This window comes from Nitrobacter sp. MLSD-S21, assembly GCF_058809865.1.
The window spans coordinates 80,929-98,192 of sequence record NZ_JBXASZ010000010.1 but is presented as its reverse complement, the minus strand read 5'-3'; the positions used below and the strand labels follow the sequence as shown (position 1 = coordinate 98,192).

Annotated in this window: 16 protein-coding genes; 7 read left to right on the top strand and 9 right to left on the bottom strand. The window is 59.2% G+C overall.

Annotated features, from left to right (window positions below):
- Nucleotides 1-25: 25 nt before the first annotated feature.
- Nucleotides 26-349 (bottom strand): hypothetical protein, encoded by a 324-nt coding sequence (locus tag AC1RT6_RS19820; protein WP_158081508.1) that lies wholly within the window; start codon nt 347-349, stop codon nt 26-28.
- On the opposite strand from AC1RT6_RS19820, the gene AC1RT6_RS19815 reads away from it, so the two are divergent.
- Both AC1RT6_RS19815 and AC1RT6_RS19810 read left to right on the top strand, forming a co-directional pair.
- Nucleotides 254-526, top strand: coding sequence for a hypothetical protein (locus tag AC1RT6_RS19815; RefSeq protein WP_244553443.1), 273 nt, complete (start codon nt 254-256; stop codon nt 524-526). The genes AC1RT6_RS19820 and AC1RT6_RS19815 overlap by 96 nt on opposite strands.
- Before the next feature lie 279 nt (nt 527-805).
- On the top strand, nt 806-1,900 hold the full coding sequence (locus tag AC1RT6_RS19810) for a DUF2865 domain-containing protein (protein ID WP_079446271.1): 1,095 nt from the start codon (nt 806-808) through the stop codon (nt 1,898-1,900).
- A gap of 81 nt (nt 1,901-1,981) precedes the next feature.
- On the opposite strand, the gene AC1RT6_RS19805 is transcribed toward AC1RT6_RS19810, so the two are convergent.
- From AC1RT6_RS19805 to rpiA, 5 genes are all read right to left on the bottom strand, one after another.
- On the bottom strand, nt 1,982-3,733 hold the full coding sequence (locus AC1RT6_RS19805; protein WP_079446270.1) for an NAD+ synthase: 1,752 nt from the start codon (nt 3,731-3,733) through the stop codon (nt 1,982-1,984).
- Nucleotides 3,734-3,758: 25 nt separating this feature from the next.
- Entirely contained in the window at nt 3,759-5,147 is a 1,389-nt protein-coding gene (locus AC1RT6_RS19800; RefSeq protein WP_079446269.1) for a class II 3-deoxy-7-phosphoheptulonate synthase, read from the bottom strand.
- Nucleotides 5,148-5,386: 239 nt separating this feature from the next.
- Nucleotides 5,387-6,772 carry a glutathione-disulfide reductase gene (gene gor, locus AC1RT6_RS19795; protein WP_079446268.1) on the bottom strand — a complete coding sequence of 462 codons (1,386 nt, stop codon included), beginning with the start codon at nt 6,770-6,772 and terminating at the stop codon, nt 5,387-5,389.
- A 19-nt stretch (nt 6,773-6,791) separates the two neighbouring features.
- Nucleotides 6,792-7,301: a DUF2059 domain-containing protein gene (locus AC1RT6_RS19790; protein ID WP_079446267.1), complete on the bottom strand. Its 510-nt coding sequence runs from the start codon at nt 7,299-7,301 to the stop codon at nt 6,792-6,794.
- 22 nt (nt 7,302-7,323) lie between these two features.
- On the bottom strand, nt 7,324-8,022 hold the full coding sequence (rpiA, locus tag AC1RT6_RS19785) for a ribose-5-phosphate isomerase RpiA (protein WP_079446266.1): 699 nt from the start codon (nt 8,020-8,022) through the stop codon (nt 7,324-7,326).
- Nucleotides 8,023-8,199: 177 nt separating this feature from the next.
- On the opposite strand from rpiA, the gene AC1RT6_RS19780 reads away from it, so the two are divergent.
- The 4 genes from AC1RT6_RS19780 to AC1RT6_RS19765 all read left to right on the top strand — a co-directional run bounded on the left by AC1RT6_RS19780 (nt 8,200) and on the right by AC1RT6_RS19765 (nt 12,820).
- Nucleotides 8,200-8,898 carry an HAD-IA family hydrolase gene (locus tag AC1RT6_RS19780; RefSeq protein ID WP_079446265.1) on the top strand — a complete coding sequence of 233 codons (699 nt, stop codon included), beginning with the start codon at nt 8,200-8,202 and terminating at the stop codon, nt 8,896-8,898.
- A 266-nt stretch (nt 8,899-9,164) separates the two neighbouring features.
- Nucleotides 9,165-10,196 carry a GTP 3',8-cyclase MoaA gene (gene moaA / locus AC1RT6_RS19775; protein ID WP_079446264.1) on the top strand — a complete coding sequence of 344 codons (1,032 nt, stop codon included), beginning with the start codon at nt 9,165-9,167 and terminating at the stop codon, nt 10,194-10,196.
- 471 nt (nt 10,197-10,667) lie between these two features.
- Complete coding sequence (locus AC1RT6_RS19770) at nt 10,668-11,207, top strand: TRAP transporter small permease subunit (RefSeq protein ID WP_079446263.1); 540 nt, start codon at nt 10,668-10,670, stop codon at nt 11,205-11,207.
- The gene (locus tag AC1RT6_RS19765; protein WP_493029618.1) at nt 11,204-12,820 is read left to right on the top strand and encodes a TRAP transporter large permease; all 1,617 of its coding nucleotides are present in this window, start codon (nt 11,204-11,206) and stop codon (nt 12,818-12,820) included. The genes AC1RT6_RS19770 and AC1RT6_RS19765 overlap by 4 nt, the downstream gene beginning before the upstream one ends.
- A gap of 236 nt (nt 12,821-13,056) precedes the next feature.
- Here AC1RT6_RS19765 and AC1RT6_RS19760 read toward each other — a convergent pair whose 3' ends face one another.
- The 3 genes from AC1RT6_RS19760 to AC1RT6_RS19750 form a co-directional block, all read right to left on the bottom strand.
- Nucleotides 13,057-14,145 (bottom strand): TRAP transporter substrate-binding protein, encoded by a 1,089-nt coding sequence (locus tag AC1RT6_RS19760; RefSeq protein ID WP_079446261.1) that lies wholly within the window; start codon nt 14,143-14,145, stop codon nt 13,057-13,059.
- A 187-nt stretch (nt 14,146-14,332) separates the two neighbouring features.
- Nucleotides 14,333-15,472 carry an Mrp/NBP35 family ATP-binding protein gene (locus AC1RT6_RS19755; protein WP_079446260.1) on the bottom strand — a complete coding sequence of 380 codons (1,140 nt, stop codon included), beginning with the start codon at nt 15,470-15,472 and terminating at the stop codon, nt 14,333-14,335.
- Between the two features lie 157 nt (nt 15,473-15,629).
- Nucleotides 15,630-16,019, bottom strand: coding sequence for a VOC family protein (locus AC1RT6_RS19750; RefSeq protein ID WP_079446259.1), 390 nt, complete (start codon nt 16,017-16,019; stop codon nt 15,630-15,632).
- Between the two features lie 240 nt (nt 16,020-16,259).
- On the opposite strand from AC1RT6_RS19750, the gene AC1RT6_RS19745 reads away from it, so the two are divergent.
- Nucleotides 16,260-17,129, top strand: coding sequence for an NAD(P)-dependent oxidoreductase (locus AC1RT6_RS19745; RefSeq protein WP_472789399.1), 870 nt, complete (start codon nt 16,260-16,262; stop codon nt 17,127-17,129).
- Nucleotides 17,130-17,264: the final 135 nt, after the last annotated feature.

The following is a 17,264-nucleotide window of genomic DNA, read 5'->3' as shown; positions in this document are numbered from 1 at the left end:
AAAGACGGCCTCGGCCAGCGAATCGCTAGCCCGTAATCTCGCGGCAAATGCCACAAATGGCGAGGAAACCGTTCATTCCGGTCAACATGGAACAGCCGGGGTACATCGTCAAGTTGCGCCCCATAAACGCCTTATTTCGCCGCGAAATCGCCCCGTATTCCCCGTGGCGAACTCCGCCATCACCTTCTCCTTTTCCCGGCCCATCATGCATATTCTCCCCGCAGTTCGGGTTTTTCCCGTCATTCTGGCAGGCGTGGCTCTCTTTGCAGCCACCGCATGCGCCGACAGCCGCATCTTCATCATTGCCAACCACGCCGACGGGTATGGCGTTGACCAGTGCCTTGCCCAAGGCGAAAGCTGCGGAGCCTACGCCGCGCATTCCTACTGCCGGTCACGCGATTTTGCACAGGCCATCGCTTACAGACGCGTCCGGCCTGACGAGATGACGGATTCGATTCGAGGGTCCACAAATTCCTGCCGGCACAGCGGCTGCAACGAGTACGTCGCAATTACCTGTCAACGTTAACGCGCCGATTCATAGCAGGAAAAGCCTGTGTCGCACCAAGGCCGCCACACTCGCGCCCCGGAAACGACGTGACGCTGCCGCGAGAAGCGGATAAGACACGGCCACGCTGGCGAACGGCCATCTAAGTAACGCATCCAGCCTGCACCATCAGCGTGTCGCAACGCAATCAGGCTCGCTGGTTGCGGAAAGATCATCGCGATGGGCTCGTTGTGCGGAAGACAGTTCCTCTTCGTAGAGCAAATTTGCAGAATCGCTCCGGGATCGCTCTGATGGCGGATCATGCCTGACCTTTCCTTTGCCCGCACGATAAGAATATTGGCTTGCGCCGTCGGCATTGCGGGCGCGGCCGCCGATACCTTGGCGCAAGGCGTTCCGCCAGGGGGCAATCCGATTTGCCCGCGGCTCGAGGCGCAGCTCGCAAGCATCGACCGCGGCGGCACCGATCCTGCGCGAGCCGGACAGATCCGGCGCTATGAGGAGGCAGCAGGCCGGCAACAGGCCGAGCTCGAACACGTCATTGCGCAAGCGAGGAGCACGGGCTGCGACAGTTCAGGATTCTTTCAGCTCTTCAATGCCCAGTCCGCGCAATGCGGACCGGTCACCCACCAGATCCAGCGCATGCGGACCAACCTCCAGCAGATCACCACCAACCTGGAGCGGCTGCGGGCCGGCAACGGCGCCAGCCCCGAGCGCGACAGTCAGCGCCGCTCCGTGCTGATTGCACTGGCCCAGAACAATTGCGGCCCGCAATATGCGGCAGCCGCGAGGAACCAGGGTTCCTTCTTCGACGACCTGTTCGGCAACCACTCCGACAATCAGACGATCCTGCCGCCGGTCGATTCGGGCGCGCAATCTGGAACCTATCGGACCGTCTGTGTACGTTCGTGTGACGGTTTTTACTTTCCGATCTCGTTCGCCACCACTCCGAGCCGGTTTCCCGACGACGAGCGGACCTGTAAGAATCTTTGTCCTGCGGCAGACGCTGCTCTCTACGCGTATCGTAATCCCGGCGAAGACATGAATCAGGCCGTCTCTACCAGCGGGCAGCCTTATTCGTCGTCGCCGAACGCATTTCGATACCGCCAGGAGTTCAATCCGTCGTGCTCGTGCAAGGCTGCGGGCCAGACATGGGCAGAAGCGTTGAAGGGACTTGACGACAAGGCGACGGCCGCCCAGCAGGGCGACATCATCGTCACGGAAGACGGCGCGCGGAAAATCTCACAGCCGACCGGAGACAAAGGTTCGCAAAAGAAAAACTCAGCGGCGAAAGCCGATGCACCCCAGACCAGCCCCGCGGATACTGCGCCGACCGCCTCCACACCCTCGAACAAGCCGATCCGGTCGGTGGGGCCAACGTTCATACCCGCGCATTAGAGCGGGATGAAAATTGGATGGCGGTTTCCCATTTGCGCTGGCGCGGCCCTTCGGGGCGGGGTCATACTCTGATTTCAGCCGTCATCCCTCGAAGGCTTCCGCCGAAACCGTCCCCGACCGCGAGACGAGATTCTCATCCGGTGCCGGCAATGGTTTACCGGAATCGCGAAACCGGTTGGTGATCGGATAGCGCCGGTCGCGACCGAAATTTCGGCGCGTGACCTTGACGCCCGGCGCCGCCTGGCGACGCTTGTATTCGGCGGCGTTCAGCAAGCGGTCGACTCGCACGACCACATCGCGGTCGAACCCATCCGCGACGATCGACGCCAGCGGTTCCTCCCGCTCGACCAGCCGCTCGAGAATCGCGTCGAGTAGCTCATAGGGCGGCAGCGAATCCTGATCTAGCTGGTTCTCACGCAACTCGGCCGTCGGCGGCCTCGCGATGATGCTGGGCGGGATCACCTCGCCCGATGGACCAAGCGCGCCGTCCGGCTTCCACGCGTTGCGCAGGCTTGCCAGCCGGAACACCTCGGTCTTGTAGATATCCTTGATCGGATTGAAGCCGCCGTTCATGTCACCGTACAGCGTGGCATAACCTACCGACATTTCCGATTTGTTGCCGGTGGTCACCACCATCGCACCCAGCTTGTTGGACATCGCCATCAGAAGCGTGCCGCGGGCGCGAGACTGCAGGTTCTCCTCCGTGATATCGCGGGGGAATCCCGCGAACGTGCCCGAGAGAATCTCCTCGAAACCATTCACTGCCGGCGCGATCGGCAGCACGTCGTAGCGAATGCCGAGCGCCTTTGCGAGCGTCGCAGCATCGTCGAGCGAGACCTGCTCGGTAAAGCGGAACGGCAGCATGACACCGTGGACGCACTCCGCTCCAAGAGCATCGACGGCGATGGCCGCGCACAAGGCCGAGTCGATGCCGCCCGATACGCCGAGCAGCACGCCGGGAAATCCGTTCTTCCGCACGTAGTCGCGCAAGCCCAACACACACGCGGCATAGTCGGCTTCGTCATCGTCGATCTGGGGGGCGACAGGTCCGTTGCAGTGCCATCCTGCCGCGGACCTGGTCCATTGCAGGGTGATAATGCTTTCTTCGAAGGCTGGAAGCTGGGCCGCCAACGAGCGATCGGCATTCAACACAAAAGAAGCGCCGTCGAACACCAGTTCATCCTGACCGCCGACCTGATTGAGATAAACCAGCGGCAGATCGCTCTCGGTCACGCGCGCGACCGAGATCGACAGCCTGATGTCGCTCTTGCCTTTTGCATAGGGCGAGCCGTTGGGAACGACAAGAATTTCCGCGCCGGTCTCCGCCAGGCACTCGACGACGTTCTCGTACTCGGCGGATTCCTCGACCCACGTATCTTCGCAAATCGGCACGCCGATCCGCACGCCCCGAATTTTCAGGGGTCCCCCGACCGGCCCCCGCGCGAATACGCGCTTTTCATCGAACACGCCGTAGTTCGGCAGATTGACCTTGAAGCGGATCGCCGCGACCCGCCCCTCATCCAGCAGCGCATACGCATTATAGAGTTTGCCGCCATCGACCCATGGCGTACCGATCAGCATGGCCGGGCCGCCGTCGGAGGTCTCCCGCGCGAGACCTTCGATCGCCTCGCGGCAGGCAGCCTGGAACGCTGGCCTCAGAACCAGATCCTCGGGCGGATAGCCGGCAATGAACAGCTCCGGAAGCGCCACCAGCGCGGCCCCGTCGGCCTTGGCCTGGGCACGCGCCGCGCGAGCCTTGGCGGCATTGCCGGCAATGTCTCCAATCGTCGGATTCAATTGGCCGAGCGTGATCTTGAAGGTTGTTTCGGTCATGGACGCTTGTTACCCGCCCGGCGTCTCAGAAACCAGAGACCGCCGGAATAGGTTTCACCTTTCCGTTCCGATCGTGCCTCAGCAACTCGGCAATGAGGAATGCCATGTCGATCGACTGCTCGGCGTTCAGGCGCGGATCACAGACGGTGTGATAGCGGTCGTTAAGATCCTCGTCCGTGATCGCGCGCGCGCCACCGATGCACTCGGTGACGTTCTGCCCGGTCATCTCCAGATGAACGCCGCCAGCGTGCGTGCCCTCCGCGGCATGGATACTAAAGAACGACTTGACCTCCGACAGGATGCGGTCGAACGGACGGGTCTTGTAGCCGCTCGTCGACGTGATGGTGTTGCCGTGCATCGGATCGCATGACCACACGACAGCACGGCCCTCGCGCTTCACCGTGCGGATCAGTTGCGGCAGATAATCGGCCACCTTGTCCGAGCCGAAGCGGCCGATGAGCGTCAGGCGCCCCGGTTCATTCTCAGGATTTAGCACGTCGATCAGCTTCAAAAGTTCGTCCGGCTTGAGCGACGGGCCACACTTCAGCCCGATCGGATTCTTGATGCCGCGGAAATACTCGATGTGGCCATGATCAAGCTGGCGGGTGCGATCGCCGACCCAGATCATGTGGCCCGACGTCGCGTACCAGTCGCCGGTCGTGGAATCGACCCGCGTCAAGGCCTGCTCGTAACCGAGCAGCAGCGCTTCGTGACTGGTATAGATGTCGGTCGACCGCAGTTCCGGGTGGCTCTCAAGGTTGAGCCCGCAGGCGCGCATGAAATTGAGCGCGTCGAAAATACGATCGGCCAATTCCTTGTAGCGGCGCGACTGCTGGGAGTCCTTCAGAAAACCAAGCATCCACTGATGCACGCTGCCAAGATTGGCAAACCCCCCGGTCGCGAAGGCACGCAGCAGGTTTAGCGTCGCCGCCGACTGCCGATAAGCCATGATCTGACGATGTGGATCGGGTATTCGCGACTGTGCGCTGAACGCAATGTCGTTCACGATGTCGCCGCGGTAGCTCGGCAATTCGACGCCGTCGATCTTCTCCATCGGAGATGAGCGCGGCTTGGCAAACTGGCCAGCAATCCGGCCGACCTTCACAACCGGCAACGCGCCGGCATAAGTCAGAACCACCGCCATCTGTAGCAGCACACGGAAGAAGTCGCGGATGTTGTTGGCGCCGTGCTCGGCGAAGCTCTCGGCGCAGTCTCCGCCCTGCAGTAAAAATGCCTCGCCGTTTGCGACTCGGGCCAAGGCTTTCTTCAGATTGCGCGCCTCACCCGCAAACACCAGCGGCGGAAACGTAGCAAGCTGCGCCTCGACTTCGCCCAATACCTTCGTGTCCGGATAAACCGGAACCTGCTGCACGGGCTTGGTGCGCCAGCTATCGGGTGCCCAGCGCTCGGACATAAGGTCAACTCCTGAGCAAAAACCGTCACTTAACGGGAATGAAGACCGGTATATACACTCACCGGCCGGGCCGCGCCAGTTGGCATTAAGTTTTGCCGCACAAGGCGTTGTGATAAAAGGAATACTTTCTTCCGACTTATCGAGAAAGACCCCGATCCTGATTGGCGTCGGACAACAGTTGCTTTCAGGTATGTCGCCGGATCAAAGTCCTCAATACCCACGGGGTTTGGTCCGAACGTTCACTCGCTGCTTTTACGCACATGGCGTTCAGTGGGCGTCCGCATCGTCACGAGTTCTTCGGCCGCGGTGGGATGCAACGCCATGGTGGCGTCGAAATCGGACTTGGTCGCCTTCATTTTGATCGCAATGCCGAGAACCTGCACCATCTCGGCCGCGCTATCGCCGACGATGTGGCAACCCAGCACGCGATCCGTCGTCGCATCCACGACAAGCTTCATCAGGATACGGGTATCGCGACCAGACAATGTCGCTTTCATCGGACGGAAGGTCGTCTTGTATATATCGACGTGGGTGAACTGCGCGCGAGCCTGCGCCTCGGTCAAACCTACCGTGCCGACCTCGGGCTGGGAAAAGACCGCAGTCGGAACATCCGCATGATCCACGCGCGTGGGCTTGTTCCCGAACACCGTATCCGCAAACGCGTGCCCTTCCCGGATGGCAACCGGCGTAAGGTTGAAGCGATGCGTCACATCGCCGACCGCATGGATATGCGGTACGTTCGTTTGCGAAAAGCCGTCAACGGCAATGCCGCCGTTCTCCGGGTTGATGGCAACGCCCGCCTTCTCGAGGCCGAGATTTGCAACGTTCGGATGCCGGCCGATCGCAAACAGTACCTGATCGGAGGCAATACTCGACTCGTTCGATAAATGAGACGTGAACTCGTCGCCGTGCCGATCGACCCTTTCGACGACGCAACCCGTCAGGATCGTGATGCCGTTCTTTTCCATTTCGGCGCGGACATGAGCGCGGACGTCATCGTCGAAGCCGCGCAGGATATTATCGCCGCGATAGATCAGGGTCACATCGCTGCCGAACCCGGCAAAGATGCAGGCGAACTCGAGAGCGATATATCCGCCGCCCTGAATCGCAATTCGCTTCGGTAGCTCCGCGAGATGAAACACCTCGTTGGAAGAGATTACGTGCTCGATGCCGGGAATGGCACGTCCGTGGTTGGGCGCGCCCCCTGTTGCGATCAACACATGCTTCGAACGGATCGTCTCACCAGTCGTTAGTCGGAGCGTGTGCGCATCCTCAAAGACCGCCCTCGTCTTGACGACCCGCACGCCCGCCTTCTCGAGGGTAGACGTGTAAGCCGCCTCGAGCCGGGCGATCTCCTTGTCCTTGTTAGCGATCAGCGTCGGCCAATCGAACGTTGCGGACGAAATCGACCAGCCAAAACCGGCGGCATCCTCGATGTCGTGGCGGATATGAGAGCCGTAGACCAATAGCTTCTTCGGCACACACCCCCGGATGACGCAGGTACCGCCCATCCGGTATTCTTCCGCAATCATGACGCGCGCGCCATACCCGGCGGCGATGCGCGCGGCGCGAACGCCGCCCGACCCACCGCCTATGACGATCAGATCGACGTCGAAATCAGCCATGCTGAGGAGCTAGCCGAACTCAGATTTCCTTGCCGCGCTTGCGCATTTCCGCACGAAATTCGCCATTGACGACATCGGCGAACTGCTGCGCCCATTCGTTCATGTACTTCATGCTCGCTTCGATCGCCTTGGGCTCCTCTGTGATCAGCTTTTGCCCCAGCGCAGACTTGTAGAACGTGACAAGGTCCTTCAACTCCTGCTCCGTGAAATGACTGGCATAAATCTTTGCCATGCCGTCGCCGATCTCCTTCTCACGGCCCGCCAGCGACTTTGCAACGATCAGGGCAACCTCGTTGAGATCCTTCTGATAGTTCAGGTTGGCTTGAAGCAGCGTGGTCTTGGTCCGCTCGACCATGCCCGGAATGGCATTTGCGTATATCGCCCCCGCGTGCTTCAGCGTCAGAAGTTCCTTGGCCGAAGCGACGGCGGCGGCCGTCGGCTGGCTGGCTTGCTGAGCTTGTGCAAGGGCTGGGAACGCCAGCGCCACGGCAAGACAAGCTGCTGGCAGAAACTTTGAAAGACACCTCATCTCAATTCTCCTTATTGCGGCGCTATCGCCGCTCGACAATGCGAATTCCCTGCGCGCCCGCCAGCATCGCCACGCCTGCCAGGCCAATGAAAAGGCCATGTTCGACGACGCCAGGTATCGGATTCAACAGTCCGGCCAGATAGGATGCATCGGGTATTTGCCCAAGATGGGCATCAAAAATCCAGTGGCCGCCATCAGTGACGAAAGCATGACCATCCGGTCCCTTTCTGATGACCAGTTCACCCGAAACGCCGGCTTTTGCAAACACCTCCGTAATCGCACGTCGCGTTGCGGCGAGCCCGAACGGAATGACTTCGATCGGCAGGGGAAAGCGGCCCAGCCGCGCCACCCACTTTGTCTCATCCGCGATTACGATCATGCGGTCCGACGCTGCAGCCACGATTTTCTCGCGCAGAAGCGCCCCGCCGCCACCCTTGACCAGATTTAGATCGGGGTCGATTTCGTCGGCGCCATCAACCGTCAGATCGAGCCTGTCGAGGTCGTCCAGGGTGGTCAAGGGAATGCCGCACCGCTCCGCGTCGGCTCGCGTGACCTCTGATGTCGGCACGCCCACAACTTTCAACCCGTCGCGCACGCGCTCGCCCAAAAGCTCGACAAAGTGCTTGGCGGTAGATCCCGTTCCGAGACCCAGTCTCATGCCGTCCTCGACATATTCAAGGGCACGCGCCGCAGCCTGTCTTTTCAATGCATCCAACGTCATGAGGACCTCGATCTTGCGCGGCCTCGCCCTGGCTGCGAGGCATTTCCAGGATGGTTACTAGCGGCGTTTGGCCGGAAGGAACAGGGCGTCGGGTGTTTTTCGTAGCCTTCCGAGAGCCGAGGCCAGCCGCACTTCACCCTTGCATGTCCGACGGGAGGCGGATACCGATCCACCATCATGACATCTTCCCCTCCTCCCATGGTCGTGTTCGACCTCGACGGGACGCTGGTTGATACCGCGCCCGATCTCGCCGCCGCGCTCAACTTCGTCCTGGACCGCGAGGGCCTGCGCACGGTGTCGTTGCCGACAGCCCGCTCGATGATTGGCGCAGGGGTTCGCCGCATGATCGAACGTGGCCTTGAGCATGAGGATCGCGCGGCGACACCCGATGAGGTCACGCGGATGATGGGCGACTTCATCGACTACTATACGGCGCATATCGCCGACGCATCGCGTCCGTTTGAGGGACTTATCGAGGCGCTCGACGAGTTGTCGGCGCGAGGACATTGTTTCGCCGTCTGCACCAACAAGCTGGAAGCGCTTGCCAAGCTGCTGCTTGACCAACTGGGGTTGAGTTCGCGGTTTTCTGCAATCTGTGGCGGTGACACCTTCGGCGTGTCCAAACCAGATCCCGCGATCTTGCGGCAAACCATCGCGCAGGCGGGGGGCAACCCCCAAACCACCATTATGGTTGGTGACGCAGGTCCCGACATAGGGGTGGCGCGCCGGGCTGGAATCCCCGTTATCGGGGTCACATTCGGCTATACCGAAGTCCCGGTCGCAGAACTCAAACCCGACCGTGTTATCAGCCACATGAGGGAGCTGCCGGACGCAGTCGCCGCACTGCAAGCTGCAACTCTGAACGTAACCGGCTGATCGATCGGTCCAGTCGAGCGGATCTTGAGATATTATCGCGACCGAGGCCGTAGCGGGCGATCTTCCCGCCACACGGTCCAGCCGGCGATGGTGGGACGGTTCGCCGCCTCGAGGGATCACGCGCCGTCTCGGCCTGCTCCGGTGCGTTAATCTCAATGGATTTCTTGCGCACCGCAGCAGAGCCGGTACATTGTGCCCCGGCCAGAACACGCCTACATTAGAAAAGAAACAAATACCTCATACGCCGTTGCAACAAGGCAAATGAAATGACCGGTTGTTCTGCCCCCGCCGAGACTTCGGGCTCCCGGAAAATGGTCGACCCGTTCGGCCGAAACATCAGCTATTTGCGCGTGTCGGTCACGGATCGCTGCGACCTTCGCTGCTTTTATTGCATGTCCGAGGATATGACTTTTTTGCCCAAGGCGGATCTGCTCACGCTGGAGGAGCTTGATCGTCTGTGTTCGGCTTTCATCGCCAAGGGCGTGCGCAAGCTGCGGCTGACAGGTGGGGAGCCGCTGGTTCGCCGCAACGTGATGTCGCTGATCCGCTCCTTGTCTCGCCATCTCGGGACAGGGGCGCTGAAGGAGCTGACGCTCACGACAAACGGATCGCAATTGGCCCGTTTCGCGAACGAGCTTAAGGATTGCGGCGTGCGACGGATCAACGTGTCGCTCGATACGCTTGACCCTGCCAGATTTCGTGAGATCACGCGCTGGGGCGACATCCAGAAAGTCATGGCAGGCATTGACGCTGCACAAGCCGCGGGCCTCGCGGTCAAGATCAATGCGGTTGCGCTCAAACACCTGAACGAGGACGAAATTCCATCCCTGATGGAATGGGCGCACAGTCGAGATATGGCACTGACTCTCATCGAAGTCATGCCGATGGGCGATATCGGCGCATCCCGCGCCGATCAGTACCTGCCGCTATCCATGCTGCGCGCTCGGCTCGAAGGTCAATACACCCTCACGGACCTCGATGACAGTACAGGCGGTCCCGCCCGCTACGTTCGAGTCAGTGAGACCGGCGGCAAACTTGGCTTCATCACGCCGATGACCCACAATTTCTGCGAATCCTGCAACCGCGTCCGTATCACCTGCACCGGCACCCTGCATACCTGCCTCGGACACGAAGACGCCTCCGATCTGCGCCGGCCGCTCCGCGCATCACCCACCGACGATCTGCTGTACGAGACGATCGATCGCGCCATCGGCCTCAAGCCGAAAGGCCACGATTTTATTATCGACCGTCACAACCGTCCGAGTGTAAGCCGTCACATGAGCGTAACCGGCGGGTAGCGATTTAGACATTCGCCCGTCTGGCCGCATCCCGAAGCGAAGGTTGGCGGACCTGCCTTGACGGTATCGGTGATCCATTATGCGTGGGGCTTGATCCGAAACCCCATGCCCGCAATGACATTCTCAAAGGCTTCTATCCAAGTCGTGATTTCCTGGAGCCTTCCGCTTCTGACGAAATCAGAAGCTGCTCCATGACTCTCATCTAACGCGTTTTCTTCACGCGAGCCGGTATCCACTTCGCTCGAAAACGCTATAACCGCTCAGCGGTCCGCCACACCCCAAAACCATCAACGGCCCGGTTGACTGTGGCAACGTAGCATTGGAATGGTGCGACGCCCTTCATAGCCAGCATCCGACAGGCCACCGTATTCCACAATCTGGCACAAACAACCGGTGTTGCGGCTTCGGAGATACTGGGGGTCTTAAGTCTGGCTTCAGTGATCGCGCTCGGCGGCCACCGGGAGGAAATTGATGCGTCCGTTACTGGCGCTTAGCACGGCTATCGACCGGCTCAATGAAAAGGTTGGGTACGTATGCAATATCCTTGTGCTGCTTGCCGTGCTGGTGAGTGCCGGGAATGCGATGATCCGATATGCCTTCGACTACAGCTCGAACAGCTGGCTCGAATTGCAGTGGTACATGTTCGCCATCCTCGTAATGTTCGGTGCATCTTATACCTTCAAACGCAACGAACACGTCCGCGTCGAGATCTTCTATCTGTTCCTGTCCGAGCGCGGCAAGCTCTGGCTTGATCTCATCGGAACCCTTTTTCTTCTCATTCCGGCCTGCCTGTTGCTCAGCTACCTGTCATGGCCTTTCTTCATGCAGTCTTATGCGATCGGCGAAATGTCAGGAAATGCCGGTGGTCTCGTCCGCTGGCCGATCAAGCTCGTCGTCCCCCTCGGATTCATCATGCTCGCGCTTCAAGGTGTCTCGGAAGTGATTAAGCGGGTCGCGGCGCTACTCGGCGTTGTCACGATCGATGCGACGTACGAGAGACCGACTCAATGATCACGCTGGAAATGATGCCGCCGATGATGTTCGGCGGCCTGGTTCTGGCGATGTTGATCGGCTTTCCGGTCGCCTTCACATTGGCTGCTGTGGGGCTCTCGTTCGGATTCCTTGCGATCCATCTTGGCTTCTTCGATCTGAATTTCCTTCAGGCCATACCAGGGCGCGTGTTCGGGAGCGTGCTGTCTAACGAGTTGCTGCTCGCGATTCCTTTTTTTACGTTCATGGGATCGGTGCTTGAGCGCTGCGGCCTCGCGGAGGACATGCTCGACTCGATGGGCCAACTGTTTGGACCAATCCGCGGTGGCCTTGGCTATTCGGTCATACTTGTCGGGTTCATCCTTGGCGCCATCACCGGCACGGTCGCTGCTCAGGTGATCGCCATGGCGCTCATCTCGATGCCCGTGATGATGCGGTATGGTTACAACATTCGCTACATCACGGGCGTGCTGGCAGCATCCGGCACCATCACTCAACTCGTTCCGCCTTCCCTGGTGCTGATCGTCCTGGCCGATCAACTCGGAAAATCGGTCGGCGACATGTATCTCGGCGCGTGGGGGCCTTCGCTGTTTCAGATCATGCTGTTCGCCGGCTACACTTTCCTGCTTGGCCTCTTCAAGCCCGATCACGTCCCCCCGGTGCCACAGGAATCCCGCACGCTCGCCGGCTGGCCGCTTTGGCGCAAGTGCCTGATGGGCATCATTCCCTCCGCCGTCCTAATCTTCGTCGTGCTCGGCACCATGATGTTGGGCCTTGCGACTCCGACGGAAGCAGGTGCGATGGGCGCTGTCGGCGCTATCGTGCTGGCGACCATTCACCACAAAGATTTCAGCAGTACCGGCCGAAAACTCCTGATCATCGGCGCGACCACCGGAGGCATCGGAACGCTCGTCGGAATTTTCTTGGCCGAGGGATTGGTCTTCAAGATCGCGTTCGCTGTTACCTATCTCGCAGTCGTGTGGATTTGTCTGGAAGCCGTCCGTATCCCGGGACTGCGTGACCTCATCAAACAGGGTTATCAATCGACGATGCGCCTCACCACCATGGTGACGTTCATTTTGATCGGCTCGACATGTTTCTCGGTGGTGTTTCTCGGGGTATCCGGCGGCGAGTGGCTGGAACACCTGCTGACATCGCTGCCAGGCGGCGTATGGGGCTTTCTCATCTTCATCAACGTCTTCATCTTCTTCCTGGCGTTCTTCCTCGATTTCTTCGAGATCGCCTTCATCATCCTGCCAATGATCGCTCCGGTGGCCCAGAAACTTCTCGCTCCCATCGTCGGTGCGGATGCGGCCTTGATCTGGTTCGGCGTTATGATCTGCGTCAATATGCAGACCTCGTTCCTTCACCCGCCATTCGGTTTTGCGCTGTTCTACCTGCGCGGCGTCGCCCCGCGAGAGGTAAAGAGCTCCGACATCTACTGGGGCGCGGTGCCCTGGATTGGATTGCAAATCATCATGGTCGTTCTTGTGATCGCGGTCCCCGCGAGCGTGACAAGTCTGCTTGGCAAAGCGACAGCCGTCGATCTCAACAAGATCAAGATCGAGATCGAGGTTCCGATTATCGATGTAGCGCCGCTCGATTTGGGTCCAGCACCAACAAACCGACAATAGATGCAACTTCAGGATTCGTTCCTAGAGTCTTATCGCTTCTGATGAAATCAGAAGCGAAGCTCTGAATTGTTGTTTTGACGCGTTCTCTTCACGCGAACCGGTATCCACTTCGCTCGAAAGCGTTGTAGCGAACTCCACTCGCTCAAGCGATTACAAGCGAGCCTGGATATCGGACAAAGGACACCTCGCCTTCGCGCGAAATAGGACGCGAAACAACGATCGATGTTGGAATGTGATCAGCCGCGCGTCCGCGATCGGATCATGAAGGTGTCATAGGTATACTCGGCCACCTGCCACCACAAATACTGGTCCGATCGATAAGCTTGCATCGCGTCGATCGCCTTCTTGAAGTCCGGGTTGTTCGCTGAAATCTCGTCCCACAATTCGTTCGTGGCTTTCAGGCAGGCGTCGAGAACATCATTACTGAACGGCCGAAGTTGGGCACCACCTGCAACGAGCCGCTTAAGGGCGGCCGGATTTTGCATGTCATAGCGAGTAGCCATCCAGGTGTTGGCCGTCGCCGCCGCGTTCATCAATATCGCCTGATAGGTCTTTGGTAACGTGTTCCACTTCTCGAGATTGCAGAACGCATGGATTGTCGGTCCGCCTTCCCAGAAACCCGGATAGTAATAATATTTGGCGACTTTCTGAAAACCCAGCTTTTCATCATCGTAGGGGCCAACCCATTCGGCCGCGTCGATCGCACCCTTCTCAAGCGAGGGATAAACGTTACCCCCGGCAAGCTGCTGCGGTACCACACCGACCTTCTGCAACACCTGACCGGCAATGCCACCGATCCGCATCTTCAGGCCAGACAAATCAGCCACGGTCTTGATCTCCTTGCGGAACCAACCGCCCATCTGCGTACCGGTGTTGCCGCAAGGAAACCCGATGACGCCGAACTTCTTGAAGAATTCATTTGCAAGCTCATTGCCGCCGCCCTGAACCAGCCAGGAATTCTGCTGGCGCCCATTGAGCCCGAACGGGACCGACGCGAAAACCGCGAAGGTGGGATCCTTTCCGACATAATAATACGAAACGGTGTGACTCATCTCGACCGTCTTGTTGGCCGTCGCATCGAGCGCCTGCAATCCAGGAGCGACCTCCTCGGCCGGGAAAACCTGGATCTGGAATTTGTTGTCGGTCATTTCCGCAACTTGCTTGGTAAAGACCTCGGCAGTGCCATAGATCGTGTCGAGCGATTTGGGGAAGCTCGACGTCATACGCCACTTGATCTCAGGCGCCGATTGCGCAATCGCCGGTGAGGCAACGGCCGAGACAGCGGCACCCGCGGCCGAACCTTTCAAAAAATCACGACGTTTCATTAGATATCCCTTTGACGATAGTTCTTGAGATTCCAGCGAAGACACGAATTTGAGCCTCGCTGATCGCGTTGCAGCGAACCCCGCAAGCGAATCTCAAACTCGAAACTTGAAACTGTAGCTAGTGGTACTTTGATTCTGAAATTTGCAAGCCTCCCGCCGTGACGGAAATGCAAATCTTAGAATCGGATCACCGGGCTACGGCGACCGCGTCGTGGAGCCGGTCACGAATAGTTTCGGCGATGGCACGATAGATCGCCGCATGGGGACCCTCAGGCTGGCTCTCGACTACCGGATAACCGGAATCGGAAGTCTCGCGAATCGACATATGAAGCGGGATTTCGCCAAGGAACGGTACTCCCAGCCGTTCCGCCTCGTGTCGCGCGCCCCCATGGCCAAAGATATCGCTTCGCCCCCCGCAATGTGGACACTGAAAGAAACTCATGTTTTCGATAATGCCGAAAACCGGCACGTTGACTTTTCTGAACATGGCAAGTCCGCGCCGTGCGTCGATCAGTGACAAATCCTGCGGTGTCGAAATGATGACGGCGCCCTTGAGCGGCACGTTCTGAGCCAGCGTCAGCTGAGCATCGCCGGTTCCGGGCGGCATGTCCACGACCAGAACGTCGAGTTGGCCCCAAGCCACATCGCGCAGCATTTGCCTGATCGCCGAGGCCACCATCGGGCCGCGCCAGATCATCGCACTTTCTTCCTCGATCAGAAAGCCGACCGACATGATGGCAAGGCCAAACCGCCCGATGGGCACTATCTTCTTGTCGTCTGTCAATTGCGGCTTTTCACGAATACCGGTCAATCTTGGAATTGATGGCCCGTAGATATCGGCATCGAGCAGACCGACACGCAAACCGAGATCCCGTAGGCCCAGCGCGAGATTAAGCGCGGTGGTCGACTTGCCGACACCGCCCTTGCCGGAAGCAACGGCAATAATGGCGGCGACTCCGGGAATATCCGCCTGTCGCGCCATCGGTGAAGCTGATGCCGAATTTTGTGTTGACCGACGTGTCGACACGTGCGGAATCCCTTGCTCCGACCGCGACGATAAACTTGGCGTCGTGCTGTCCGGCTTGCGTTCAGCTGTCAAAGCCACCATCGCGACCGACACTCCCGGAATCGCGCGCACGGCCGCTTCGGCGTTGGCGCGAACCTCCTCCCAGACCTTGATTTCCGGCGCCTCGACGTTGATAGAGAAAAATACCTTGTCGCCGTTGACAGCGATCTCCGACAGCACATCGGCGACGGTCAGCGCCACGCCACCGGGAGAGAGCACACCGGCCAGCCGGTCGAGAACTTGCTGTGGTGTTACATTCAAGTCGTCTCTCCTGAGTAGGCGCTCTCTGCTTCGAAAACAGGGTCTACATGGCTACCCGCCGCAGCCGGGTCAACGCCTGTATCTTGGCTAATCGAGAAAGCAAACCTTGGCCGAACGAACGGCCGCAGCCCGCCTCACCCCGTCAAGGCCGGAAAAGTCAGACCCGTTCAGCCACAGCGTCATAGTTGAGTTCGATCAACACGCCGTTCGGGTCGCTGACGAAAATCTGCCAGATGGCTCCGCCGGGGACTTCGCGAGACCTGAACGTGAACCCTTTCGACTGAAGGCGCTGTTTCATGCCCCCGAAATCGCGGCTTGCGAAGGCGATATGATGGACAACACCGGAATCCGGCTTTTGGGGTTCGGAGGTCGGCGCAATGTCGACGAGGTGAACCACAGGCTTGCCCTCGCTGTAGAGCCACGCGCCCGGAAACGCGAAATCTGGTCGATCCCCGTTCGTCAGACCGAGAATCTCCTCGTAAAACCGTACCGTCTCGGCAAGTTTGCGGGTCCGGATATTGAAATGATCGAGCATCCCAACGCTCATGCGCGCGCTCCCTTGTCCGGCCCGGAAAATGATTGTCCCATTCCACTCTAACGCGTTTTGAATCGCGTTGGAAATTCGTTCGTCACAATACCCGTCGCCTCCGGACTCCTTCAGGCTTTCCGACCTTTGCCGCTGCGATCTCAAGAGCTATGCTGATGATGGCGAGATTTCGCAACTCGTTCATCGCAACGCGCTCATCACTCTTTCAGTGAAACCTCAGGATTTGAACAAGGCTCGGTCATGGCTAAAGTCGCATTTCTCGGTCTCGGCGTCATGGGGTTCCCCATGGCAGGACATCTCGTCGCAAAGGGCGGCCACGAGGTGACCGTGTTCAATCGAACGCCGGCCAAAGCCAAGGCATGGGCCGAAAAATTTGGCGGGAAAACCGCAGCGACGCCGGAAGCGGCCGCCGGAGGTCAGGATTTCGTAATGGCGTGCGTCGGCAACGACGACGACCTGCGTGCGATCACAATCGGCGCAGGCGGTGCCTTTGCGGGAATGAAGCCAGGATCAATCTTCGTCGATCATACGACGGCCTCCGCTCAGGTCGCACGCGAGCTTGATACCGAAGCAACCAGGCGCGGTTTTGGCTTTGTGGACGCCCCGGTCTCCGGGGGCCAGGCCGGCGCCGAAAACGGCTTTCTTACCGTGATGTGCGGCGGAGAAGAGGACGCTTATACTCGCGCCGAACCGATCATCGCGGCCTATGCCAGGATGTGCAAACGGCTCGGCCCAGCGGGTGCCGGTCAATTGACCAAGATGGTCAATCAGATCTGCATTGCCGGCCTCGTGGAGGGATTATCGGAAGGTATCCACTTCGCCAAAAAGGCAGGACTTGACGTCAATGCAGTTGTCGACGTGATTTCGAAGGGCGCCGCGCAATCCTGGCAGATGGAGAACCGTTCCAAGACGATGAATGAAGGCAGGTTCGATTTCGGCTTCGCCGTCGAATGGATGCGCAAGGACCTTTCAATCTGCATCTCCGAGGCCCGTCGCAACGGCGCAAGCCTGCCAGTCACAAGCCTTGTGGACGCCTTTTACTCGGAAGTCGAAAAGATGGGCGGCCGCCGCTGGGACACGTCCAGCCTTCTGGCGCGACTCGAACGTTAACGGCTGTCCGATTCACGACGCTCCCCCTGCCCCGGTCGATCGCCGTCGAAAGCAATTAACGTCCCGTTAACCGGATTATCCTGCTTTTTAAGGCCGCCTTTAAGGATTTGGCGCGAGAAATGGATCAGTAACGAC